This is a genomic window from Streptomyces sp. NPDC034085 (assembly GCF_055575555.1).
The window spans coordinates 510,881-533,734 of sequence record NZ_JBVISL010000004.1; the positions used below are offsets into that span (position 1 = coordinate 510,881).

The window sequence follows — 22,854 nt, forward strand, 5'->3', positions numbered from 1 at the left end:
CCCCACGCCGGGCCGGACCCGCCTCACACCGCCCGCGTCGGCGCCGCCGACGCGGTCCGCCCCGGCAGCAGCCAGGCCGCGGCCAGTCCCAGAGCGGCCAGGGCCGCCAGGCACGCCAGCGGCCGACCGACCGTGCCGGCGCCGACCCCGGAGCCGGCGCCGGCACCCGCCGCGACGGCGATGCCCAGGCTCGGCCCCACGTTCATGGCGGTCTGCTTCAGCCCGCCCACCACCCCCGCGCACCCGGGCGGTGCGTCGCCGACCACGGTTCCGGTGGCGGTGACCATCACCGCCCCGAAACCGGCCCCCAGCACCCCGAACGCCGGCCCGCCGTACGCCTCCAGGCCCGCGATGCCCAGCACCACCAACGCCGTCCCCGCGAGCGCGGTCCGCCGCGGCCCGTACCGGCGCAGCGCCGCCTGCGCCACCGGCGCCCCGGCCACCATCAGGGCGGTCAGCGGGAGCACCCGGACCCCGGTGGCGAGCGGCCCGAGGCCCCGTACGTCCTGGAGCAGGAACGTCGCCGTGAACAGCGCCCCGAACATGCCGGCCGACACGGCCAGCAGCAGCGCCATGGAGGCCGCCACGGGCCGCGACCGCGCCACGGCCGCGGGCACCAGCGGCAGCTGCGCGCGCCGCTCACCCCGTACGAACATCGCCCCCAGCCCGGCGGCAGCCCCGCAGCCCAGCAGCGTCGGCGCGGCCGTCCACCCGTACTGCGGTACGCCGGCCAGCGCGGACACCGCCGCCGCCAGAGCGGCCGCGAGCAGCACGGGACCCGCCGGACCCAGCCGTCCGGGCTCCCGGTGCCGCGGGGCGGGCACCCGTACGGCGAGCGCCAGGGCGGCGACCAGCAGTGCCGCCGGCACGTTGACCGCGAACACGGCCCGCCAGCCCCACTGCGCGACCAGCACCCCGCCCAGCAGCGGCCCCGCAGCCGCGGCCACCCCGATCGCACCGGTCCGCACCGCCACCGCCCGGCCCAGCCGCTCCCCCGGGTACGCCAGCCGCAGCAGGGCGAGCGTCGCGGGCTGCAACAGCGCCCCGAACAGCCCCTGGAGGGCGCGCAGCGCGATCACCCAGCCGACCCCGGGCGCGAACGCGATCCCCGCCGAGGCGGCGGCGAAGCCGAGCACCCCCGTCAGCAGCAGCCGGGTGTGCCCGTACCGGTCCCCGAGGCGCCCGGCGACGACGAGGAAGGCGGCGACGGCGAGCAGGTATGCGGTGCTCGTCCACTGGACCTCCGCCACCCCCGCCCCCAGATCGCGGCGCAGGGCGGGCTGCACCACGATCAGCACCGTGCCGTCGAGGGCGACGAGCATGGCACCGCCGACGCCGGCCAGCAGCGCGAGCCGCGCCCTCACGCCGGCGCCGTCCCGAGGTGGGCGTCCACCACGGCGTCCACCAGCGCGTCCACGTGCGGGCCGGGGTCCCCGGTCGCGTCGGCCCCGAGGACCAGGGGCAGGCTGCCGTATCCCCACAGCTGCGCCACCCCGTGCAGCCCCGCCCACAGCGCGGCCGCCGTCACCTCGGGCTCGGCCGCCCCGCACGCGCCGACCAGCCGGGTCAGCAGCGTGAACAGCGGCAGGGTCTGCTCCCGCAGCCGCGGCGCCCCCGAGGGCTCCCGGCCGGTGCTGTCCAGCAGGTCGTGGCGGAACATCAGCTCGAACATCCCGCGCTGCTCCAGGGCGTAGCCCACGTACGCCCGGCCGAGCGCCCGCACGTGCTCCAGGGGCGCGGGCTGCGCCGCGCCGGCCGCGAGGAAGCGGGTGCCGAGGTCGCCGAAGCCGCGCCGGGCGATGGCCGACAGCAGCGACTGGTGGGTGGGGAAGTAGCGCCGCGGCGCGCCGTGGGAGACGCCGGCGCGGCGGGCGATCTCGCGCAGGCCGAGGGAGCCGGTCCCCTCGCTCGTGACCAGTTCCACTCCGACGTCGATCAGCCGCTCGCGCAGTGACACATCCGGTTCGTTCACCATAGACACTGTCTACCACGCGACGTAGACAGTGTCTATCGACCCCGCCGGGTTTCCGTACCGGTCGACGGGTAGGCGCAGGCCACGGGGCGGGGCAGGGACAGTCGGAGGCCGGGGCAGGGTGCAGTCAGAGGGAGGCCGTCATGGGAACCGGGATCTGGGGCTACGGCCACCGGTCGGGCTACGCGCCCGGCACCGACCTCGTCGGCTACAAGGTCGACGCGGCCGACGGACCCATCGGCAAGGTCGACCGGCACACGGACGACGTGGCCCGCTCCTACCTCGTCGTCGACACCGGCCCGTGGATCTTCGGCCGCAAGGTCGTCATACCGGCCGGCTTCGTGGCGCGCGTCGACGCCGAGGCCCGGGCCGTGCACCTCACCTGCACCCGGGACCAGGTCAAGGACTCACCCGACTACGAGCAGAACGGGCGCCACGAGGACGAGCCGGGCTTCGTCCGGCAGATCGAGACGTACTACTCCGACCCGCACATGTGAGAGGGGTGCGGCGGGCGAAAGCCCCTGGCGGCGGACCCGCCGCCCGGGAGATCATCTTCGGATGACCACAGAGACGATCACCGCATCCGCGTCGGGCACCTGGACCCTCGGAGACATGAAGGTCAACCGCATAGGCTTCGGCAGCATGCGGCTGACGCAGAACGGTGCCGCGCTCCAGGCCGGCGGCCCGTCCGGCGACCGGGACCGGGCCATCGCCGTCCTGCGCCGCGCCGTGGAACTCGGCGTGAACCACATCGACACCGCGGCCTTCTACTTCTCCCCGCTCCGCTCCGCCAACGAGCTGATCAACAGCGCCCTCGGCGGCCCCTACCCCGACGACCTGGTCATCGCCACCAAGGTCGGCCCCGCCCGCGACGCCTCGGGGGAGTGGACGAGGCACGCCGTCGCGGCCGAGCTGCGCGGCCAGGTCGAGGAGAACCTGCGCCAGCTCGGCCGCGACCACCTCGACGTGGTCAACCTGCGCGTCCTGCCCGACCACCCCGACTTCGCCGAACGCTTCGCAGCCCTGGCGGAACTGCGCCGGGCCGGGCTCATCCGCCACCTCGGCGTCTCCAACGTCACCCCCGAGCAGCTCGCCGAGGCCCGGGCCATCGCGCCCGTCGTCTGCGTGCAGAACATGTACGGCATCGGCGTGCGGCCCGAGTACGACGACTTCGTACGGCACTGCGGGGAACAGGGCATCGCCTTCGTGCCCTTCTACGCGATCGCCGCCGCCGGCCGAGAGGGCGGCGCGGGCGCCTCCGAGAGCGAGGAAGTGCTCGCCGTGGCCCGCGCCCACGGGGCGAGCCCGGCGCAGGTACGCCTCGCCTGGACCCTCCAGCGGGGACCCCACGTCCTGGCCATCCCCGGCACCGGCAACCCGGACCACCTGGTCGACAACGTCGCCGCCGGCGCCCTGCACCTCACCGACGACGACCTGGCACTCCTCGAAGGCGTCCACCGCGCCGCCGCCCAGTAGCGCGCCGACGGGCCGGGCCGGCGCCGCAGGCCCGGCCGCGTCCGGCACAATCGGCGGATGAGCGAAGAGACCCCCGCCGGCTCCGGCAGCCCCTGCGACCACGACCCCTACCTGTGGCTGGAAGACGTGGACGGCGAGGCCGCGCTCTCCTGGGTCCGGGAGCGCAACGCCGAGACGGTCGCCGCGCTGACCACCGCCCCGGGCTTCAAGGTGCTGGAGCGCGAGGTGCGCGAGGTCCTCGACGACGGCGGGCGCATCCCCTACGTGGTCCGGCGCGGCCGCCACCTCTACAACTTCTGGCAGGACGCGGACCGGCTGCGCGGGGTCTGGCGGCGCACCACCCTGGAGGAGTACCGCACCGAGCGGCCGGCCTGGGAGACCGTCCTCGACCTCGACGCGCTCGCCGAGGCCGAGGGCGAGAAGTGGGCCTGGGCCGGCAGCGCCGTGCTGGGCCCCGAGCACCGCCACGCCCTGGTGATGCGGTCCCGCGACGGCGCCGACGCCTGCGTGGTGCGCGAGTTCGACCTCACGACGCTGGAGTTCGTCGAGGGCGGCTTCACCGTCGAGGAGGCCAAGACCCGGGTCGACTGGATCGACGCCGACCACCTGTGGATCGGCACCGACTTCGGCCCCGGCTCCATGTCCCCCTCCGGCTACCCCCTCCAGGTCCGCCGCTGGCGCCGCGGCACCCCCCTCGCCGAAGCCGAGCGGGTCTACGAGGGCCGGCCGGACGACCTGTCCGCCACCGGCTGGCACGACGACACGCCCGGCTTCGAGCGGGACTTCGTCTCCCGGCAGATCGACTTCTGGAACCAGGAGCTGTTCCTGCTCCCCGAGGACCCCGCCGCACCGCCCGAGAAGATCGACGTACCGGACGACGCCGTCGCCGGCATCCACCGCCAGTGGCTGGTCGTCCAGCCGCGCAGCCCCTGGCTGGGCCATCCCGCGGGCAGCCTGCTCGCCTTCGACCTCCAGGCGTACCGCGCGGGCGGCCGCGAGGCCGGCGTCCTGTTCACCCCGGACGAGCGCACCGCCCTCGCCGGCTACAGCTGGACCCGCAACCACCTCCTGCTGCGCACCCGCGCCGACGTCTCCTCCCGTCTGGAACTGCTCACCCCCGGCCCGGACGGCTGGAGCCGCGCCCCGCTGGACGGCGTACCGCCGCTGTCCACGGCGTCGGTGGTGTGCACCGACCCGGACGAGAGCGACGAGTACTTCCTCGACGTCACCGGCTACCTCCAGCCCTCCACCCTCTACCGCGGGGAGGCCGGGTCCGCCGGCGGCGAGGCCCTCAAGCAGGCGCCCGCCCTCTTCGACACCGCCGGGCTCCGCGTCAGCCAGTACTTCGCCACCTCCCCCGACGGCACCCGCGTCCCGTACTTCGTGGTCGGCCCCGAGGACCGCCCCGGCCCCGGCCCGACCCTGCTCTACGGCTACGGCGGCTTCGAGATCTCCATGGTCCCGCAGTACAGCGCGGTCACCGGCCGGGCCTGGCTCGCGCGCGGAGGGACGTACGTGGTCGCCGGCATCCGGGGCGGCCGCGAGTACGGGCCCGCCTGGCACCAGGCCGCCCTCGGCGCCCACCGCGTCCGGGCCTTCGAGGACTTCGCCGCCGTCGCCCGCGACCTCACCGCGCGCGGCATCACCACCCCCGCCCAGCTGGGCATCGAGGGCGGCAGCAACGGCGGCCTCCTGATGGGCGCGATGCTCACCCGCGACCCGGAGCTGTTCGGCGCCGTCGTCGCGCACGTCCCGCTGCTGGACATGCTCCGCTTCCACAAGCTCCTCGCCGGAGCCAGCTGGACCGCCGAGTACGGCAACCCGGACGACCCCGCCGACCGGCCCCACCTCGAGCGGATCTCCCCGTACCACCGCATCCGCGCCGACGGCCCCCCGTACCCGCCGCTGCTGCTGCTCACCTCCACCCGGGACGACCGCGTCCACCCGGGCCACGCCCGCAAGGCGGCCGCCCGGCTCCGGGAGCTGGGGCACCCCGTCCTCTTCCACGAGCACATCGGCGGCGGCCACGCCGGCGCCACCGACCACCAGCAGACCGCCTTCAACGAGGCGCTCGTGCACACCTTCCTCTGGGAGCGGCTGACCCCGCGGACGTGACCTGACCGCCCGCCTCCGGACGCGGGCGCCCCCGCGTGACCGCTCAGGCGTGGGCTCGGGCGATCAGCAGGGCGACGTCGTCGTGCGTGTCGGGGCGGCGCAGGGCCGACAGCAGCAGGTCGCAGGTCTCTTCGATGGGGCGGTGGGGGCCGGCCAGGAGGTCCGTCAGCGTCAGCAGGCGGGTGTCGATGTCCTGGTCCCGGGTCTCGACGAGCCCGTCGGTGTACAGCACCAGCTCGTCACCCTTGCCCAGGGCCACGGCGGTGGTGCTGAAGGGGACCCCGCCCACGCCCAGCGGCACCGCGGTCGGCAGGCGCAGCAGCCGCGGAGGGCGGCCGTTGCGCAGGTGCACCGGCGGCAGGTGGCCCGCGGTGGAGATGTGGCACAGCCGGGTGTGCGGGTCGTAGACGGCGTACACGCAGGTTGCCATCGCGTCGCCGAGGTCGCCCGTCGCCGCGTCGAGGTGGGTCATGACCATGGCCGGGTCGAGGCCGAGACGGCCCAGCGCGCGTGCGGTGGCGCGCAGCTGCCCCATCGTCGCCGCGGCGTTGATGCCGCTGCCCATCACGTCTCCGACGACCAGCGCCGTCCGGTCACCCGTCAGGGGGATGACGTCGAACCAGTCACCGCCGGTCTCGTCGGCGGCCCCGGCCGGCTGGTACCGGTAGGCGATGTCCAGTCCGGGGGCCGCCGGGGGGTGCTGGGGCAGCAGGTGGCGCTGGAGGGCGAGCGCGGCGTGGCGCTGGCGCTGGTACCAGCGGGCGTTGTCGATGGAGACGGCCGCGTGCGCGGCGAGTTCGGAGGCGAGCAGTACGTCGTCGGGGCCGAACGGCACGGGGTTGCGGGCCCGCTTGAGGTCGAGGGTGCCCAGCACCTGGCCGCGGGCGATCAGCGGCACCGCGAGGTAGGAGTGCACGCCGGCCTCGCCCAGCAGCCGGGCCGCGTCCTCGTCGCGGGCGATGCGGGGCAGGTCCTCGGGCCGCACGTGGGGGACGAGCTCGGGCCGGGCGGTGCGGGCGCAGCGCGCCACCAGCCGCTCGGGGCGGTACGACGCCACGTCGCCGACGGGGTCGGCGGCCTCCTCCGCGGGGGTGCGGTAGGCGGCCTTCACCGCGAGCGCCCGGAACCGTACGCCCCCGTCGTCGGCGGCCTCGCCGGGCCTCGGGCCCGTCAGGATGGTGTCGAGGACGTCCACGGCGGCGATGTCGGCGATCTCCGGGACGGCGACGTCGGCCAGCTCCCGGGCGGTGATGTCCAGGTCGAGGGTGGTACCGATGCGCACCGAGGCGTCCGCGATCAGGGCGAGGCGCCGCCGGGCGTGGGCGGCGGACACGGCCGCCCGGTGCTGTTCGGTCACGTCCACCACCGACACCGCGACGCCGATCACCCGCGCGGCCTGGTCCTCCAGCCGGTAGACCGACACCAGCCAGGCCCGCTCACCGGAGTCCTCGGAGATCTGGCCGGTGGTGAACTGGTCCAGCACCGGCACGCCGGTCGCCAGGACCTCCCGCATCCGGGCCTCGACCGCCGCCCCGTCCAGGAAGGGCAGGAGGTCGCTGATCCGCTGCCCGAGGTGCCGCTCGGCCGACAAGCCGTTGATGCGTTCCAGAGCCGGGTTGACCAGGACGTACCGCAGGTCGGTGTCGAGGACGGCCAGGCCGATGGGGGACTGGTCGACCATGCGCAGCGACAGCGCCAGGTCCCGTTCCACGCGGCGCAGGGTGGCCTGCTCGGAGGCCAGGCCCAGCGCGTAGAGCCGTCCGTTGGACGCCTGGAGGCGCATGTTGCGGAACTCGACGAGCACGCTGTGGCCGTCCCGGTGGCGCACGGGGAAGGATCCCGCCCAGGCGCCCTTGCCCCACATCACCCGGGTGAACAGCTCCAGGACCTCCTCGCGGTCCGGCTCCTCCACCAGCAGCGACGCCGCGTACTGCCCCAGAGCCTCCTGCGCCGTGTACCCGAAGAGCGCCTCGGCCTGCGGGCTCCACAGGCTGATCCGGCCCTCGGCGTCCAGGACCACCGCGGCCACCCCGAGCACGTCGAGCAGGCCGCCCGCCGCCGGAGATCCCGCTCCGGGGCCGTCGGTCGGCGGGTCGGGCTGCGCATCGGCCATCACCGGCCTCCTCACCCGGGCGGACTCCCCACCATGCTGATGCCCCGTCCCGGCCCCGGCGACCCGGCCGCGGCCATCGGGTGGCGGTACCGCCACCCGGGGAGTCGGGGCCGCATGCGGCGAGCAGTCCGGCGGCCCGCCTTTCTCGGGCGGGTGCCTCCCCGCCGTCGGCCGTGGGCGGCGGGGAGGCACCGGCCGGTGCCGGCCGGGTGTCAGTGGAACAGCATGGACGCGCCGCCGGCCGCGGTGGTCACGGATCCCGGGCACAGGAAGCTGCCGGAGGCCTTGGTGGCGGTGAAGGCCCGGTTGACGTACTTCCTGCTCGTCCCGTCCCGGTCCCACGTGATGTTCGCGGCCTTGTAGCGGCACGATATGAAGCTCTGCTGTCCGGTGATGTCGATCAGGTCGGTACGGGCGGTGGCGCCGGCGTCGTCGAAGGTGAAGGCCGGGTTGTTGTTGAGGGTGGCGGTGATGCCGCCGTCGCAGGCCAGGTTGCCGCCGGGCCTGTTGATGCTGGTGCGGTCGACGGTGAGGGCGCTGGGGGGATTGGCGCTGGTGCGGGCGTTGGTCCAGGTGCAGGTGTTGCCCGCGACGACGATGACGCCGTCGGCCTTCTGGTCCGCGGCGGTGCCGAAGGCGGCGGCGCTCGTGACACCGCCGGCAGTGGCCGCGAGGGCCAGTGCGGCGACGGCGAGTTTCGCACGGTGCATCATGTCGCTCCTCTGTGACACGTCCTTGTGGGGGTGTGGTGCGAGGGCGGTGCGGAGTGCGCCACGGAGCGTGTCACAGCGATCCTGAGATGTCATGTGCACATCAGCAATTGGCCGGAATGCGGCGCCGGCCTAGGGGGACCGGGATCGGGGATTCGGGAGCGTCAGGGGATGTCGGTGTCGGCCGGTTCGGCCTCGTAGACGTGCGGGGCGTCCCCCTGCCACTCGATCGCCTCGGGAGCCCCGCCGAGCACCACCTCGTCGGGGTCCGGCACCTCGGCCCGGCGCAGGAACTCGATCACGTCCGTGTCGGTGTGCGCGGTGCCCAGCACCGTGTCGCGGTTCTGGACGCGGACGGTGACCCGGCGGCCGCCCGAGGGGGAGATGCGGTGGACGACGATCGGCGCGTGCTCCATGCCTCCACCCTGGAGCCGGTCCGCCGCCCACGCATCCGGGCCCGCCACCGGGGCGGACCGACCGCGGCGGCCGCCGGCGCTGCGAACGCCCCCGGCTGTCGTCCCGCACGGCCTGGGCGCAGACCGGGGACGCGCGTGGCAGGCTGGACGGCATGTGCGGCCGTTACGTCTCCACCCGCAGCCCCGACGACCTGACGGGCCTCTTCGAGGCGACCGGGCCCAGCCCCGACCTCGTGCTCCCGCCCAGCTGGAACGTCGCCCCGACCGACCCGGTATGGGCGGTTCTGGAGCGCGCCGACCGGGAGAGCGGGGTCCTGGAGCGGCAGCTGAGGCCGCTGCGGTGGGGGCTCGTCCCGTCCTGGTCGAAGGGCCCGGGCGGCGCGGCGAAGATGATCAACGCCAGGGTCGAGACGGTCGGTGAGAAGCCCGCCTACCGCCGGGCCTTCGCCAAGCGCCGCTGCCTGCTGCCGGCCGACGGCTTCTACGAATGGCAGTCCGTCCCGGCGGCCGGCTCCGCGAAGGCGTACAAGCAGCCGTACTTCATCAGCCCGCAGGACGGCACGGTGATGGCGATGGCGGGCCTGTACGAGTTCTGGCGCGACCCGGCCGTCGCCGACGAGGACGACCCGGCCGCGTGGTGGGCGACCTGCACCGTCATCACCACCGAGGCCGCGGACGCCGCCGGCCGCGTCCACCCCCGGATGCCGCTGGCCCTCGCCCCCGCCGACTACGACGCCTGGCTCGATCCCGCCCACCAGGACCCCCACGCCCTGCGCGCCCTCCTCGCCACCCCCGCCGGCGGCCGCCTGGAGGTCCGCGCGGTCACCACGGCGGTCAACAGCGTGCGCAACAACGGCCCCGAGCTCCTGGAAGACGCCCGGGCCTCCTGATCCACCGTCCCCCGGGCGCCGGGCGGCCCGGCTGTCGCGGCGGCGGACCCGCGGGCGTTCAGCGCGGGCCGGTGCGGTCCGCCGGGCGGCCCGGTACGAGCGCCTCGCGCAGCGCGGCCGCCGAGGTGAAGCGGTGGCCGCGGATGCCGAGGGCGCGGGCGGCGTCGACGTTCTCCTGCCGGTCGTCGACGAACAGGACCTCGCCGGGCGCCGCGTCCAGCGCCCGCAGGCACCACGCGTAGGCGCCGGCCGCCGGTTTGGCATGGCCGATCCGGCACGACAGGCCCCGCACCCGGAAGTGCGCGAGCCAGGGGTGGTGGCGTTCGTAGTGGACGGCGAGTTCCTCCGGGATGTTCGACAGCAGGGCGATCCGCCGCCCGGCCGCGGCCAGTTCCCCGACCAGGTCCACCATCTCCGCGTCCACCGCGCTCCAGCTCGCGACGTCGGCCTCCACGAGCGAGGCGGCCTTCCGCGCGTCGAACCGGGTGCCGAGCGCGTCGCCCACCCGCCGCCAGTACTCCGGTCCGCCGACCTCGCCGCGGTCGTAGGGCGGACGCAGCGCCCAGTAGGCCTCCCAGAACACCGCCCCGGGGACACCGGCCGTCGTGACGAGGCGCTCCTTCCCAGCCGGTGACTGGTGGCGGGCTATGACGCCGAACAGGTCGAAGAGCACGACGGCGTCCATCGCCTCACACCTTCCGTACGGTGACGCCGGCGGCGGCGAGCGCGTCGGTCTGCTCCAGGGGCGCTGCCTGGTCGGTGACGACCGCGTGCAGCGCCGAGGCGGGCAGCACGTGTGCGAGGGCGGTGCGCGCGAGCTTCGCGGACTCCGTGACGGCGATGACCCGGCGTGCCGAGGCGATCGCGGCGCGCTTGACGGCGGCGTCGGCCAGGTCGTAGGCGGTCAGGCCGTGCTCCGCGCTCAGGCCGCAGCAGCCGATGACGGCGGTGTCGAAGCGCAGGGCGGCGAGGGAGGCTTCGGTCAGCGGCCCGGTGAGGGCGAGTTCGCCCCGGCGCGGCGCCCCGCCCGGCAGCAGCAGCGTCAGGCGGGGCGCGTCGGCGAGGGCGTTGGCGGCGTGCAGGGACAGCGGCATGACGGTGAGCCGGCGGTGGTGCAGGGCGCGGGCCACCTCCAGGCAGGTGGTGCCGCTGTCCAGGACGACCGATTCCCCGTCCGCCAGCAGGGCCGCGACCTCGGCGGCGAGGCGCCGCTTGGTCTCCACCCCGTCCCGGGCGCGCAGCGGGAAGGGCGTCTCCTCCCCGCGCAGCAGCACGCTCCGCGCGCCGCCCCGGTAGCGCTCGAGCACCCCTTGGTCGGCCAGGGCCTCCAGGTCGCGGCGGATGGTCATCTCGGAGGCGCCCGTGAGCTCCGCGAGCTCCGCGACGCTGCGGCTGCCGCTCGTACGAACGGCGTCGCTGATCTGCCTCAGACGGTCTGCACTCATACCCGGATTGAACATCTCACGTGTTCGAAATGCAAGTTCCGCACATCATTGATGTTTGTTACGTTCGTTTCCATGCCATCCTTCGCACACGTCGCCCCTCTGCCCGCCCGCCTGCCCCGAGCGCGGCGGGCCACCTTCGCCTACTTCGCCCTCAACGGATTCGCCCTGGGCATGTGGGTCGTCCACCTCCCCGTGGTGCAGCAGCGCACCGGCGTCGGCCACGCCCTGCTCGGCTGGCTCCTGCTCCTCCTCGGAGCCGGCGCCTACACCGGCATGCGGGTCGCCGGACCGCTCACCGACCGCTTCGGCGCCACCGCGGCCGTCCCCGCCGGCGCGGCCCTGTGCACCACCGCCCTGGTGGCGCCGGCCCTGGCCGGCGACGCCCCGTCGCTCGGCGCCGCGCTGCTGCTGCTCGGATTCGGCAACGGCTGCCTCGACGTCGCGATGAACGCCCACGCCGTCCAGGTCGAACGCGGCTACGGGCGCCCGGTCATGTCCGCCTTCCACGCCGTGTTCTCCCTCGGCGGCGCCCTCGCCGCCCTGACCGGAGCGTTCACCCTGCACCTCGGCCTGCCCGCCGCCGTCACCCTCGGGACCACCGGCCTGGGCGGCCTCCTCCTCGCGCTCCTCGCCGCCCCCGCCCTGCTGGAGCGCGATCCCCGACCGGCCGCGCCCGCGGCGGCCCGCTCCGCCCGCCGGGCCTCCCCGCGCATCCGGATGCTGGCCGTACTCGCCTTCCTGCTCATGCTCTGCGAGGGCGTGGCCAATGACTGGAGCGCGCTGCACCTGGAAAACTCCCTCGGCGCACCCGCCGCCACGGCCGCGCTCGCCTACGGGGCCTTCGCCACCGCGATGACCGCCGGGCGGCTCTGGACGGACCGGCTGACGGCACGCACCGGCCCGGTCGCGGTCCTGCGGTACGGAGCCGCCCTCGCCGCGGCCGGGCTGGCCCTGGCCGTCGCCGCGCCCGGCGTCCCGGCGGCCCTGGCCGGCTGGACCCTCTTCGGCGCGGGCCTCTCCGGCTGCGTCCCCCAGCTCTTCAGCGCCGCGGGCCACGCGGACCCGGAGGCGGCCGGCGCCAACGTCTCCCGGGTCGCGGGCCTCGGCTACCTCGGCATGCTCGCCGGCCCGGCGGTGATCGGCCCCCTGACCCGCCTCGTACCGCTCGGGCCGGCCCTGCTGCTGCCCGTGGCCTGCTGCGCCTTCGCCGCCCTCGCCGCCCCCACCCTGCGGCCGGTCCCCTCCGGCGCCCGGTAGCGCTCGGCCGACGGTGTCCGCGGGGGAGCCGTGCAGCGCGCGGACGAGGGGGCCGGGCAGCGCCCGCCCGAGCTCGCGGACGGCCCAGGCCGTGTCGTGACCCCGCCCGGGGGCGGACGCGGGTCGATAGTGGGGCTGTGAGCGACTCGGCGCGGGACACCGGGGACGCGGGCGGCGCCGGGGCGGCCGCCTGGTCCGGGAGTGAGGGAGCGCGGGCCTTCGCCGCGCTGGAAGCGGCCACGGACTGGCTGCTCGGCTATCCGTTCGTCTTCCGGGAGCTGACCGCGCGGATCGGCCCCGGCGCCGTCCTCGTGGACTACGGGTGCGGTCCGGGCGCGGTGGCCGGCCACGCCGCCCGGCTGCTCGGGGCGCGCGTGGTGGGGGTCGACACCTCGCCCGAGATGCTGGACCTGGCCCGCGCCTCGGACACCGGGGCGGCGGAATACCACCTGGTCCGGGACGGCCGGGTGGCAGCCCTGGCCGACGGCAGCGCCGACGCGGTCATGTGCAGCCACGTGCTCGCCTCGCTGCCCGACGAGGAGGCGGTGCTGGCCGTGTTCCGGGAGGTCCGCAGGCTGCTGCGGCCCGGCGGCCCGTTCGTCCTGCTGGCCACCGACCCCGCGTGCACCGGCGAGGAGTACGCCTCCTTGCGGATCGGCGACCCGGGCGCGGTGTACGCGCCGGGCCAGGAGCTGACCGTACGGCTGCGGCGCACCGACGGCTCCTGGCAGGAGGTGCGCAACCACGCGTGGCCGGCCGGTCTGCTGCCCGGACTCCTCGAGCGGGCCGGCTTCCGGGACGCCGTCCAGCACCGCCCGACCGTGGAGGAGGCGCGGGAGGTGGCCGAACCGGGGCTGGTGCGCAGCCGCCCGTGGACGGCCGAACGGCTGCGGCCCCCGCTGGTGGTCACCACCGCGTCGGCCGCCTGAACCGGCCCGGCAACCGTCGACCGAACAGGTGTATGTACGGCAATAGTTCGACTTCAGAGGTATCGCGTCGAAAGTCAGACAATCCTGTGACTCATATGGCAGCCTTCTGCGCACGGCGGGGCGCGAAGGCGTCCGGCCGTGACCGGGGAGGTCACATGCGTGGACCAATGCTGCGTAAAAGCCGTGCGGTGCTGACGGGCTCGCTGATGGCGCTCGGCGTCGTCGGCCTCAGCGCCGCACCGGCCAGTGCCTGGACGGGAGGGAACGTCTGGGTCAACTTCGGCAGCTGGAACTGCCCGGCCGGCGGCTCCGTCGTCGGCGTGTACTGGGGGGTGGACGCCTACTCGAGCGGCCCGGCCACCGGGGACTGGGGGGACAACGTCATCTACCCGCGCGTGCGGGTGGGTTCGGGGGCGTACAACACCCTGAGCTACCAGACGATGTGCAAGAAGTGGGGCTGGTACACCTACCGCGGTGTGGTGGGCCAGCGGACGCTGACCCCGTACAAGTCGGGTCTCAGCTACACCTACTGAGCCCTGCGGACCGTCGAAGGACAGCGGCGGCGCCCCCTTCCCGGGGGCGCCGCCGTTCGCGCTCAGGAAGGAGCCGGCCCCGTGGCCGTCGGCGCCGACACCTGGTGCAGCCGCAGGGCCAGTTGGAGTTCCAGGCAGCGGTCGGGGGACTGCCAGTCGGGCCCGAGGAGACGGCCGATCCGGTCCAGGCGCTGCACCACCGTGTTCACGTGGACGTGGAGGGCTTCCTTCGCCCTCGCCTGGCTCATGCCGGTGGCGAAGTAGACCCGCAGCGTGCGCACGAGGTCGCTGCCGCGCCGGGCGTCGTAGTCCAGGACCGGCCCCAGCGTGGCCCGTACGAAGCCCGACAGGTCCGGCCGGTCCCCCAGCAGCACCCCGAGGAACCCCAGGTCCGCCAGGGTGCTCCCGTCGCCGGCGCGGCCCAGGGCGCGCAGCGTCGACAGGCAGCGCAGCGCCTCCGCGTGCGCGGCGGGCAGCCCGGCCGCGCTGCCGCCGGCCCGCGCCGCGCCCACCGTCACGGGCGCCCCCACGTTCCGGCCCAGCGCCGCGGCGAGGCGGGCGGCGTCGGCGCCGGTGTCCTCGGAGGGGGCCAGCAGCACGGCGTGGTCGTGGTGGACCCCGGCCAGGCCCCGGCGTTCACGGGCGTGGTGCGCGGCGGCCGTGAGCAGGCGGGGACGCGGAACGGCGTCGCTGTGCAGGACGAACAGGGCGTGGGGGCGGTCCAGGTCCACGCCCAGGCGCCGGGCCCGCACGGCCAGGCTCCCGGGATCGGCCGACGGGCTCAGCAGGTCCCCGAGCAGCTCTCCCCGTATCCGGTCCTCGGTCTGCGCCACCGTACGGCTCAGGAGCAGCAGCAGGGCCGTCACCATGGCGGCCCGCTCGAACAGGCGCCGCCCCGCCTCGTCCAGGCCGGGGCGGCCCGTCAGCGTGATGCTGCCCAGGAGTTCGGGCCCGGCCAGGACGGCGCACACCCAGGTGCCGCCCTCCGCGACCGCCCGGCCGCCCGACCGGGACGCGGCGACGGCCCCGGCCGGCGGCGGGCAGGGCCCGGCCTGCGCGCGGGCCAGCTCCGCCCCGCCGGCGTCGTGGATGAGCGTGCCGCCCTCCAGCAGCGCGCCGATCGCCGCCGCCACCTCGGCGATGTCCCCGCCGCGCAGCACGAGGCCCGTGAGCCGGTCGTGCGCCTCCTCCGCCCGGCGCAGCGCGTCGCTGTTCGCCTGGATGGTGCGCGAGGCGGCGCCCAGTTCGGCCAGCGCCCTGCGGGTCTCCTCCAGCAGCCGGGCCCCGTCGATGGCGATGGCGGCGTGGTCGGCGAGCGAGGACAGCAGCGCCACCTCGCGCGGGCTGAACGCGCGCGGGCTGCGGTCGGCGGCGAAGAGCACGCCGATCACCTTCGGGCCCAGGCGCAGCGGGACGCCCAGGATGGCGTGGAGGTCCTCTTCGCCGACGGCCCCGTCGATGGGGGCGGTGTGCCGGAACCGGGGATCGCGCTGGTAGTCGCCGGTGGCGTACGGGCGGGCCGTCTGGGCGACGAGCCCGCCGAGCCCCTCGCCCATGCCCAGGCGCAGCTGCTGGAACGCGGCCGACACCGATCCGTCGGTCACCCGCATGTAGGTGTCGCCCGCCGCGTCGTCGTTCAGCGACAGGTACGTGACGTCCGTGTGCAGCAGCTGCTTGGCGCGGTGCGTGATGGCACGCAGCACCGCGTCCAGGTCGCGCAGCGCGGCGAGGTCCCCGGCGGTGTCGAACAGCGCGGTCAGCTCCGCCTCCCGGGTGCGGTGCTGGACCAGCGTCCGGTGTATCTCCAGGGCCACCCCGGTCGCCTCGTCGAGGGCGGCCAGCTCGGCGTCGCCGGCACCGGCGGCGCGCGCGGCCGCCGCCGGCCGGGCGAACTCCTCCGCCGGCGCCCCCTGGGCCAGCAGGCCGAGCAACTCCCGTACGCCTTCCGTCACGGGGGTGAGCATACGGGCGCGGCCCCGCTCAGCCCTTGACGGGGACGGGAGGGGCCGTACGGGCGGGCCGGTCGAGGCTGCGGCCGCGGGTCTCGCGGGCGGCCAGGGCGGTCGCGGCGGTGATCAGCGCCGCCGCGCAGACGTAGACGGAGACCGGCACGGAGGACCCGTACTCCTTGAGCAGTTCCACGGCGATGACGGGGGCCAGGGCGCCGCCGATGATGGACGCGACCTGGGATCCCATGGAGGCCCCCGAATAACGGACGCGGGTGTCGAACATCTCCGAGATGAACGCCGCCTGCGGACCGTACATCGCACCGTGCAGCAGCAGCCCGGCGGTGACCGCGGCGGCGATCACCGGGAAGGAACGGGAGTCCAGCAGGGCGAAGAAGGCGAACGCCCAGCCCGCCATGCCGACCGAGCCGACGAGCGTGACGGCGCGGCGGCCGATCCGGTCCGACAGGGCGCCCCACAGCGGGATCGTCACGAAGTGCACCACCGAGCCGATCAGCACGGCGTTCAGGGCGTCGCCCTTGGGCAGGTGGAGGTGGACGGTGACGTAGACGAGCAGGAAGGCCGTGAGCACGTAGTACGAGACGTTCTCGCCCAGGCGCACGCCGATCGCGGTGAGCACGCCGCGCCGGCCCGTGCGCAGCACCTCGACCACCGGCGGCCGCTGCCGGACCCCCGCCGCCTCCTCCGCCTCGGCCCTGGCCCGCGCCTCCAGGAACGCCGGCGACTCCGACACCGAGACCCGTATCCACAGCCCGACGACCACCAGCACCCCGGAGAGCAGGAACGGCACCCGCCACCCCCAGGCGAGGAACGCCTCGTCCGACTGGACGGCCGCCAGCAGCGCCAGCACCCCGGTGGCCAGCAGGTTCCCGCCGGGAGCGCCGGCCTGCGGCCAGGACGCCCAGAACCCCCGGTGCCGGTCGTCCCCGTGCTCGGCGACGAGCAGCACCGCACCGCCCCACTCGCCCCCGAGTGCGAAGCCCTGCACCAGCCGCAGCACGGTCAGCAGCACGGGGGCGGCGGCGCCGACACCGGCGTGCGTCGGCAGCAGCCCGATGGCGAAGGTGGCCCCGCCCATCATCAACAGGCTCACGACGAGCAGCCGCTTGCGCCCGATCCGGTCGCCGTAGTGCCCGAACACGACCCCGCCGAGCGGCCGGGCGGCGAAGCCGACGGCGTAGGTGAGGAACGCCAGCAGGGTCCCGACGAGGGGATCGCTGGCGGGGAAGAACAGCGTGTTGAACACCAGGGCGGCGGCGGACCCGTAGAGGAAGAAGTCGTACCACTCGATGGTGGTCCCGACGAGACTCGCCGCGACGACTCTCCTGATGCTGCCGGGGTGCGATGACGGTGTGGCAGAGGCGGCCATGAGTACCACTTCCGGACGGGGGCGGGGACGATTCGATGTCGCCACACCATAGGAACGCCCAGTTCAGCGGCACATGGTGGCCGCAACCACACTTCCCGCCCACAGGGTGTGCCCCTCAGCCATGCCGCCTGCCGATCGAGCCCGAAAGGACCTCTGTCGGTCGACGTGCCGTAACGGGTGCTCAGGCGCGTGGACGTGTTCCAGACCGGAGGAGACGCCGTCCACTACTCCAGCACCCGCCGCCGACGATCTCCGCGCACGGCTGGTGGCTCGACAAGGACAGCGGCGGGGCCAAGGCCAAGGTGACCGTGGAGCTCCAGATCCTGACCGGCCGCCGCTGGCACACCGTGGCCACGGGCTCCAAGACGGTCGAGCAGGGCGGCGGAAGCTCCCGCCGGGCCAACGCCCGGAAGACGTGCGTGGGGACCAAGGCCAGGACGTGTTGCAGCCGAGCCGACGTGGACATCATCGGAGTCGCCGACTCGCCCAACAAGCTGGAGACACCCGGCAAGACCTTCAACTGCGGCATCTGAGGAAGGAGAACGATGACCGAGGGGAACCCCGTGCTGAAGACCGAGATCTACGGCGTGCTCACTCAGCACCCGTGGATCGGACACGTCAGCGCTGAGCACGACCTTGACGAGGACCTGTTCAGCCTGGCCGTGAAGCGAGCCGGGGCGTACGGGTGGAGCACCACCCTCCTCGGCACGCAGAACATGCTGGGAGGTCAGCGCTGGGAGCACGCCGACGCCGGGGGCGACTGGTCCCAGGACGGGCAGGAGCGCCAGGTGGCCTGGCTCACCGTCTACCCCACCGCCCACCTGCCCGGCCAGAACCTGCCGGTCCTGCCCATGGTCCGGACCCTCACCGACGCCCTGCACCGCGTGGGCCGGCTGCGCTGCACCGAACTACGCGTCCACGCACCCGTAGCCCTGGCCCGGGACGCCGCATTCGACCTGCGGGCCGCCACCGACTGGTTCGCGCTCTCCTCACCGGACGCCCGCACGGACATCATGGTCACCGTCCGCGCCGACCCGGAGGTCAACGCGGAGCAGCTGTCCGCCGCCGTCACCCGCAGCGGACACGGCCTGCTGCGCCTCCACCCGAGCCCCGGCGACGGCCCGGACACCGTCCTGACGGGGAGCGCGCCCGAGTGGACGCCGGACGCCGCCGCCTGGACCACCGTGACCATCCTCGAGGTCCTGCGCGCGAGCGGAGTCCGGGCACCGGTCCGGCTCACCGTCCGCGGCGTGTGAGGAGCAGCACAGCCACTGCCAGTTGCGGAACTGGACGGCCGGGACCATGGACAGGACGAGCACGGGTACGGCGAGCAGCGCGGTGATCAGCAGCCGCTCGTCCTCGCGGCGACCGTCCGACCCGCGGTCATCGCGCGCCTCCCGAATGCGCGCCGCCCGAACCACCGTGGCCGTGGCCCCCGGGACTCCCCTTCTCCACGGCGCGGTCTCGTCGGCGTGCATGCCGGGCGCGATCGGACCGGCCAGCGAGCCGACCCCGTAGGAGACGACGAACACCAGGACGAGCAGAGCGAGGAAGCCCGGCAGGGCTGCTGGCGGAGCCCAGCGCCGCCGGGAGGGACGCGTTCCACCGGGAGTCTGCCGCTGTCGGGCCATCGTCGCTCCTGAACGGGCGCCTGCCCGGTGCAGGCGCTTCCAGGCACGTGGTCGTCGCCACCCGGGCGGGAGTTCCCGACCCAGCTGGTCTCATCCGGGCATGCGCGGGGGTGCATTGACGATACCGAACGGTACGTGAACGCTCGGGGTGGCCGGCGCCGTGCCGTTGAGGTGCGAGACCTGGTCGTCGAAGAAGATGTGCGGATCGAGGGCACGCATCACGGCGGCCTTGTCGATGCCACCGAGGAAGAACGCCTCGTCGACGCGAAGTCCCCACTGCTGGAGACTCCGCACGGCACGTTCGTGCGCGGGGGCGTCCCGGGCGGTGACCAAGGAAACCCGGAGGCGGGGCCGATAGGCGGAGTTCTTACGGCGCTCCTCCTCTTCGCGGCGCTGGATGCGGTTGATGCCTGAAAGGAATTCCTTCAAGGGGCCGGGGTCGTGCGGGGTGGTCGCATTGAGGATTTCGTGTGCGCGGAACCCGTCGATGCCGGCGGTTCGGTAGATCCGCTCGGAGGAGTCGCCGGCCAGTACACCGTCGAAGTCGAAGGCGATGCGGAGTTCCCGGTCGGCGTCGTCATCGACCCGTTCTGTCGTGAGCACATGGCCCGCCGGCATTCCGTCGGCCACCGCTTCGCGAACGTCCGAACCGTTGGCCGACAGGAACAAGGACATGTTCAGAGCGGGCATGAAGCGGTGTGTCGACCGGCCCTGCCGGAACACGGCCCGGCTGATGTGCAGGCCGTGCGCCGCGATGGAACGCATGACGCGGAGCCCGGTGTCCGGGTCGTTGCGGGACAGGATGATGACCTCGACCAGCGGATCGAGGGGCTCTGCCAGGTCGTTCAGCGACAGCAGGCGCCGGACGAAGGGGAAGGCCACGCCCTTGTCCAGGACATCGTCCACGTGGGCCTCTTGGTAGGCGCGATACGCGTCCTCGCCCTGCTCCCTGAACACCGCGTCGCAGTCGGTGAGGTCGAACAGGGCGCTGGAGGCGATCCCTATGACGAGGCGGTCGGACAGGTCGTACTTCATCTCGCCCCCCCGCTGGCACACGTGCACCATGGAGAGCATTATCGCCTTTTCGGCTCTGTCGAAAACATGTGCGGCGACGTCGTGGTGGTGTGCGCGAGCACAGGGCAGCAGGGCCGCCGCGTCTCGTTCGAAGGCGACGGGATGGCCTCGGCCGGCGTCCGGGACTGCCGGCGGGCAGCGCGGCGGTCACCCCGCATGGTGCGGTGACCTGGGCCGGATCGTAGTCTGCGACCATGACTGACACCTCGATGCCGACTCCCGCGCAAGCCTTCGAGATGCTGCTGGCCGGCAACCAGCGATTCGTCTCGGGAACACCGGAACATCCCAACCAGGACGCCGCACGCCGCTCCGAGATCGCACCGGCCCAGAACCCCTTCGCGGTGCTCTTCGGCTGCTCCGACTCCCGCCTGGCCGCCGAGATCATCTTCGACCGGGGGCTCGGTGACCTGTTCGTGGTCCGCACCGCGGGCCACGTGACCGGGCCGGAGGTGCTGGGCAGCATCGAGTACGGGGCGAGCGTGCTGAACTGCCCCCTGGTGGTGGTGCTCGGCCACGACTCGTGCGGTGCGGTCGCGGCCACCCGTGCGGCGGTGGAGGACGGGGTCGCCGCGCCCGGGTACGTTCGGGACGTCATCGAGCGGGTCACGCCCAGCGTGCTGGCCGCCCGCGCCGCCGGGCTGACCGAGGACAGCGACGTCATAGCCGAGCACGTACGGCACACCGTCGACCTGCTGCTGGACCGCTCCCGGGTGCTCGCCGAACAGGTGAAGGCCGGACAGACCGCCGTGGTGGGCCTGTCCTACCGGCTGGCCGACGGCAGCGCCCACCTGGTGACGACCCGCGGCCTCGAGGCCACCGTCGACTCCACGTCGCTGTAGAGAGGACAGAGGCCAGAGGCCAGAGGGCGATGAGTGTGGCTGAGAGCTGGTCGCGCGTGATGGGTCTTCTTCGGGAGCACGCGCCGGCCGATCACGCGGATCTGCCGGGGCCCGCTACGGAGCAGATGCTCGCAGCAGCCGAGGAACGGATGGGGATCTCCCTTCATGGGGACCTGCGGACGTGGCTGTTGCAGAACAATCTGGATCTGCCGGAGGAAGATTTCGACGACGACGTGATGTGCTGCGGCTTCGACGGGTTTCCAGACGAGGGAAGCTTCTTTCTGGGCATCCGGGCGATGGAGAGGCTCTACGCGAACCGCTCCAGCTCCTGCGGATTCGACCCTCCGGACCAGCCGGACCACCCGTTCTGGCGTAACGAGTGGATCCCGTTCCTGTCGGACCGGGACGGCTGGACGGGAAAGTTCATCGATGTGCGGGACGGGCGCGTCGGCCGCTGGTTCGTGGGTGCTCCCACGGTCACGGGCGAGTACGAATCGATGGCCCGGTATTTCGACTCCGTAGCGGAGACGCTGACGAGGATCGCCGATGGAAGCTACCCGGTCTGTCGGGTCACCGAAGGTCGACTTGTCTGGTCGTGAGACGGTTCCCGGCCGGATGACGGCCCTTGCCGATCCGTCCTCACCCTGGGACGGCCGTGAGATGCACCAGCGTTGACGTTCCAGGGTGAGGACGGCTGCGGACTCGATCAGTGGCCACTCTGAAAGAGCTCAGTGACGAGGGGCGCTGCCGGTGGGGGAGGGCCGGGGCCCGGCGGCGCGGCGGAGCCGGTTGGCGATCGCGAGCCCCAGCCCGTCCTCCACGGGCAGAGACGCCACGATGAGGTCGCACCCCTGCTGGTCGAGCTCGCGCAGGAACCCGTACAGCCCGCGCGCGTAGGCGGCCATCGAACCGGGGACCGCCACCACGGCGTGCGCCTTCACCGGAGCGCCGGCGGAGGAGGCGGGGAGAAAGACGCCGACCTGGTGCCCCAGCTCCTGCGCGAGCTCCGCTTCGGCGACGACCTTCTCGGGTTCGACGAGGACCACCCGCGCCCGCGGCGCGTAGTGGGACGGATGCTGGCCCGGCACCCGGACGCGGCTCGTCGTAGGGACCGCGAGCGGGTACCCCAGCACCGCTTCGAGGTCCTTGCTCGTCACCCCGCCGGGCCGCAGGACGCTCGGGATCTCGCCCGTGACATCGACGATGGTCGACTCGACGCCGACCTCGCAGGGCCCGCCGTCCAGGACGAAGTCGACGGCGTCACCGAGCTCGGCACGGACGTGGTCCACCGTGGTGGGGCTGACCGAGCCGAAGCGGTTGGCGGACGGGGCCGTGACACCGCCGCCGAAGGCCGACAGCAGCGCGAGTGCGACGGGGTGGTCGGGCACGCGCACGGCCACCGTCTCCAGGCCGCCCGTCGCCTCGAGGGGCACTCGGGGACCGCGTCGCAGGACCAGCGTCAGCGGCCCCGGCCAGAAGTGTCCGGCCAACAGGCGCGCGGTCGCGGGCACGTCCTCGACCCAGTCGGCCAGCTGCTCCGCGCCGCCGATGTGGACGATCAGCGGGTGGGACGGCGGGCGCCCTTTGACCTGGAAGATCCTTGCGACCGCGGCCGGGTCCTCGGCGTCGGCGCCCAGGCCGTAGACGGTTTCGGTCGGGAGGGCCACCAGGCCTCCGGCGCGCAGCACACCGGCTGCCTTTTCGATGTCACTGCTTTTTGCCGTCACCCTCGCAAGCCTCTCACTGACCCGCACTCCACACTGCGTGGTCCCCTCGGCGTATGACAGCGAAGCAAGGCCGACGGCACCGCGTGAGTCCGGACGCATGATAGCCGTCACCGCGGCGCCGGGGACAACGGCCGCACGCCGCCCGTCAGCCGGCGTGGGCCCGCTTGGGCAGCAGGAGCATCAGCGCCCACATCGTGAGGAGGGTGCCGACGACGTACCGGAGGCCGGTGGCGAAGGCGGTGGTCACGGCGGGGCCGCGGGCGCCGGCGCTGATGTGGGTCAAGAGGACCAGGGTGGTCAGGGCGGTGCCCGTCTCGCCGAGGGAGGCCGCGACGAAACCGGCAGCCGCCTGGCCGGGGGTGAGGCCGAGGCCGTCCTGCATGAACAGGGC

Annotated in this window: 23 protein-coding genes; 11 read left to right on the plus strand and 12 right to left on the minus strand. The window is 74.1% G+C overall.

Going from position 1 to position 22,854, the window contains the following annotated elements:
• Nucleotides 1-23 precede the first annotated feature (23 nt).
• A complete protein-coding gene (locus ACZ501_RS17085) occupies nt 24-1,322 on the minus strand; it encodes an MFS transporter (protein ID WP_468796630.1) in 1,299 nt (432 codons plus the stop codon).
• A 38-nt stretch (nt 1,323-1,360) separates the two neighbouring features.
• Nucleotides 1,361-1,975 carry a TetR/AcrR family transcriptional regulator gene (locus tag ACZ501_RS17090; RefSeq protein ID WP_468796233.1) on the minus strand — a complete coding sequence of 205 codons (615 nt, stop codon included), beginning with the start codon at nt 1,973-1,975 and terminating at the stop codon, nt 1,361-1,363.
• A 140-nt stretch (nt 1,976-2,115) separates the two neighbouring features.
• On the opposite strand from ACZ501_RS17090, the gene ACZ501_RS17095 reads away from it, so the two are divergent.
• The 3 genes from ACZ501_RS17095 (at nt 2,116) to ACZ501_RS17105 (ending at nt 5,563) form a co-directional block, all read left to right on the plus strand.
• Nucleotides 2,116-2,469, plus strand: a complete 354-nt coding sequence (locus ACZ501_RS17095) for a PRC-barrel domain containing protein (protein WP_362456563.1) — start codon at nt 2,116-2,118, stop codon at nt 2,467-2,469.
• Nucleotides 2,470-2,530: 61 nt separating this feature from the next.
• Complete coding sequence (locus tag ACZ501_RS17100) at nt 2,531-3,448, plus strand: oxidoreductase (RefSeq protein ID WP_468796235.1); 918 nt, start codon at nt 2,531-2,533, stop codon at nt 3,446-3,448.
• Between the two features lie 57 nt (nt 3,449-3,505).
• Entirely contained in the window at nt 3,506-5,563 is a 2,058-nt protein-coding gene (locus ACZ501_RS17105; RefSeq protein WP_468796237.1) for a prolyl oligopeptidase family serine peptidase, read from the plus strand.
• A gap of 43 nt (nt 5,564-5,606) precedes the next feature.
• On the opposite strand, the gene ACZ501_RS17110 is transcribed toward ACZ501_RS17105, so the two are convergent.
• From ACZ501_RS17110 to ACZ501_RS17120, 3 genes are all read right to left on the minus strand, one after another.
• Entirely contained in the window at nt 5,607-7,676 is a 2,070-nt protein-coding gene (locus ACZ501_RS17110; protein WP_361609572.1) for a SpoIIE family protein phosphatase, read from the minus strand.
• A 212-nt stretch (nt 7,677-7,888) separates the two neighbouring features.
• Nucleotides 7,889-8,386: a hypothetical protein gene (locus ACZ501_RS17115; protein ID WP_468796239.1), complete on the minus strand. Its 498-nt coding sequence runs from the start codon at nt 8,384-8,386 to the stop codon at nt 7,889-7,891.
• Nucleotides 8,387-8,550: 164 nt separating this feature from the next.
• On the minus strand, nt 8,551-8,802 hold the full coding sequence (locus ACZ501_RS17120) for a hypothetical protein (RefSeq protein WP_361609576.1): 252 nt from the start codon (nt 8,800-8,802) through the stop codon (nt 8,551-8,553).
• 152 nt (nt 8,803-8,954) lie between these two features.
• Here ACZ501_RS17120 and ACZ501_RS17125 point away from each other — a divergent pair, with 152 nt between their 5' ends.
• Nucleotides 8,955-9,692, plus strand: coding sequence for an SOS response-associated peptidase (locus ACZ501_RS17125; protein WP_361609578.1), 738 nt, complete (start codon nt 8,955-8,957; stop codon nt 9,690-9,692).
• Between the two features lie 58 nt (nt 9,693-9,750).
• Here ACZ501_RS17125 and ACZ501_RS17130 read toward each other — a convergent pair whose 3' ends face one another.
• Both ACZ501_RS17130 and ACZ501_RS17135 read right to left on the minus strand, forming a co-directional pair.
• Nucleotides 9,751-10,377 carry an HAD family hydrolase gene (locus ACZ501_RS17130; RefSeq protein ID WP_361609580.1) on the minus strand — a complete coding sequence of 209 codons (627 nt, stop codon included), beginning with the start codon at nt 10,375-10,377 and terminating at the stop codon, nt 9,751-9,753.
• 4 nt (nt 10,378-10,381) lie between these two features.
• A complete protein-coding gene (locus tag ACZ501_RS17135) occupies nt 10,382-11,137 on the minus strand; it encodes a DeoR/GlpR family DNA-binding transcription regulator (protein ID WP_468796240.1) in 756 nt (251 codons plus the stop codon).
• A 72-nt stretch (nt 11,138-11,209) separates the two neighbouring features.
• Here ACZ501_RS17135 and ACZ501_RS17140 point away from each other — a divergent pair, with 72 nt between their 5' ends.
• The 3 genes from ACZ501_RS17140 (at nt 11,210) to ACZ501_RS17150 (ending at nt 13,856) form a co-directional block, all read left to right on the plus strand.
• Nucleotides 11,210-12,394, plus strand: a complete 1,185-nt coding sequence (locus tag ACZ501_RS17140) for an MFS transporter (protein ID WP_468796242.1) — start codon at nt 11,210-11,212, stop codon at nt 12,392-12,394.
• Nucleotides 12,395-12,531: 137 nt separating this feature from the next.
• Nucleotides 12,532-13,323, plus strand: a complete 792-nt coding sequence (locus ACZ501_RS17145; RefSeq protein ID WP_468796244.1) for a class I SAM-dependent methyltransferase — start codon at nt 12,532-12,534, stop codon at nt 13,321-13,323.
• Nucleotides 13,324-13,478: 155 nt separating this feature from the next.
• On the plus strand, nt 13,479-13,856 hold the full coding sequence (locus ACZ501_RS17150) for a hypothetical protein (RefSeq protein ID WP_468796246.1): 378 nt from the start codon (nt 13,479-13,481) through the stop codon (nt 13,854-13,856).
• A 62-nt stretch (nt 13,857-13,918) separates the two neighbouring features.
• Here ACZ501_RS17150 and ACZ501_RS17155 read toward each other — a convergent pair whose 3' ends face one another.
• Nucleotides 13,919-15,820 (minus strand): helix-turn-helix domain-containing protein, encoded by a 1,902-nt coding sequence (locus ACZ501_RS17155; RefSeq protein ID WP_468796248.1) that lies wholly within the window; start codon nt 15,818-15,820, stop codon nt 13,919-13,921.
• A 16-nt stretch (nt 15,821-15,836) separates the two neighbouring features.
• Nucleotides 15,837-17,192: an MFS transporter gene (locus ACZ501_RS17160; protein WP_468796250.1), complete on the minus strand. Its 1,356-nt coding sequence runs from the start codon at nt 17,190-17,192 to the stop codon at nt 15,837-15,839.
• A gap of 308 nt (nt 17,193-17,500) precedes the next feature.
• Between ACZ501_RS17160 and ACZ501_RS17165 the strand changes: the two genes are divergently transcribed.
• On the plus strand, nt 17,501-17,725 hold the full coding sequence (locus ACZ501_RS17165; RefSeq protein WP_468796252.1) for a hypothetical protein: 225 nt from the start codon (nt 17,501-17,503) through the stop codon (nt 17,723-17,725).
• Between the two features lie 12 nt (nt 17,726-17,737).
• A complete protein-coding gene (locus tag ACZ501_RS17170) occupies nt 17,738-18,448 on the plus strand; it encodes a hypothetical protein (protein ID WP_468796254.1) in 711 nt (236 codons plus the stop codon).
• A gap of 465 nt (nt 18,449-18,913) precedes the next feature.
• On the opposite strand, the gene ACZ501_RS17175 is transcribed toward ACZ501_RS17170, so the two are convergent.
• Nucleotides 18,914-19,858, minus strand: coding sequence for a 5'-nucleotidase (locus ACZ501_RS17175; RefSeq protein WP_468796256.1), 945 nt, complete (start codon nt 19,856-19,858; stop codon nt 18,914-18,916).
• Nucleotides 19,859-20,091: 233 nt separating this feature from the next.
• On the opposite strand from ACZ501_RS17175, the gene ACZ501_RS17180 reads away from it, so the two are divergent.
• Both ACZ501_RS17180 and ACZ501_RS17185 read left to right on the plus strand, forming a co-directional pair.
• On the plus strand, nt 20,092-20,736 hold the full coding sequence (locus tag ACZ501_RS17180) for a carbonic anhydrase (RefSeq protein WP_468796258.1): 645 nt from the start codon (nt 20,092-20,094) through the stop codon (nt 20,734-20,736).
• 29 nt (nt 20,737-20,765) lie between these two features.
• Nucleotides 20,766-21,335 (plus strand): SMI1/KNR4 family protein, encoded by a 570-nt coding sequence (locus ACZ501_RS17185; protein ID WP_468796260.1) that lies wholly within the window; start codon nt 20,766-20,768, stop codon nt 21,333-21,335.
• Between the two features lie 129 nt (nt 21,336-21,464).
• On the opposite strand, the gene ACZ501_RS17190 is transcribed toward ACZ501_RS17185, so the two are convergent.
• Nucleotides 21,465-22,463: an L-threonylcarbamoyladenylate synthase gene (locus ACZ501_RS17190; RefSeq protein ID WP_468796262.1), complete on the minus strand. Its 999-nt coding sequence runs from the start codon at nt 22,461-22,463 to the stop codon at nt 21,465-21,467.
• Nucleotides 22,464-22,608: 145 nt separating this feature from the next.
• The gene (locus ACZ501_RS17195) at nt 22,609-22,845 is read right to left on the minus strand and encodes a hypothetical protein (RefSeq protein ID WP_361604062.1); all 237 of its coding nucleotides are present in this window, start codon (nt 22,843-22,845) and stop codon (nt 22,609-22,611) included.
• Between the last annotated feature and the right edge of the window lie 9 nt (nt 22,846-22,854).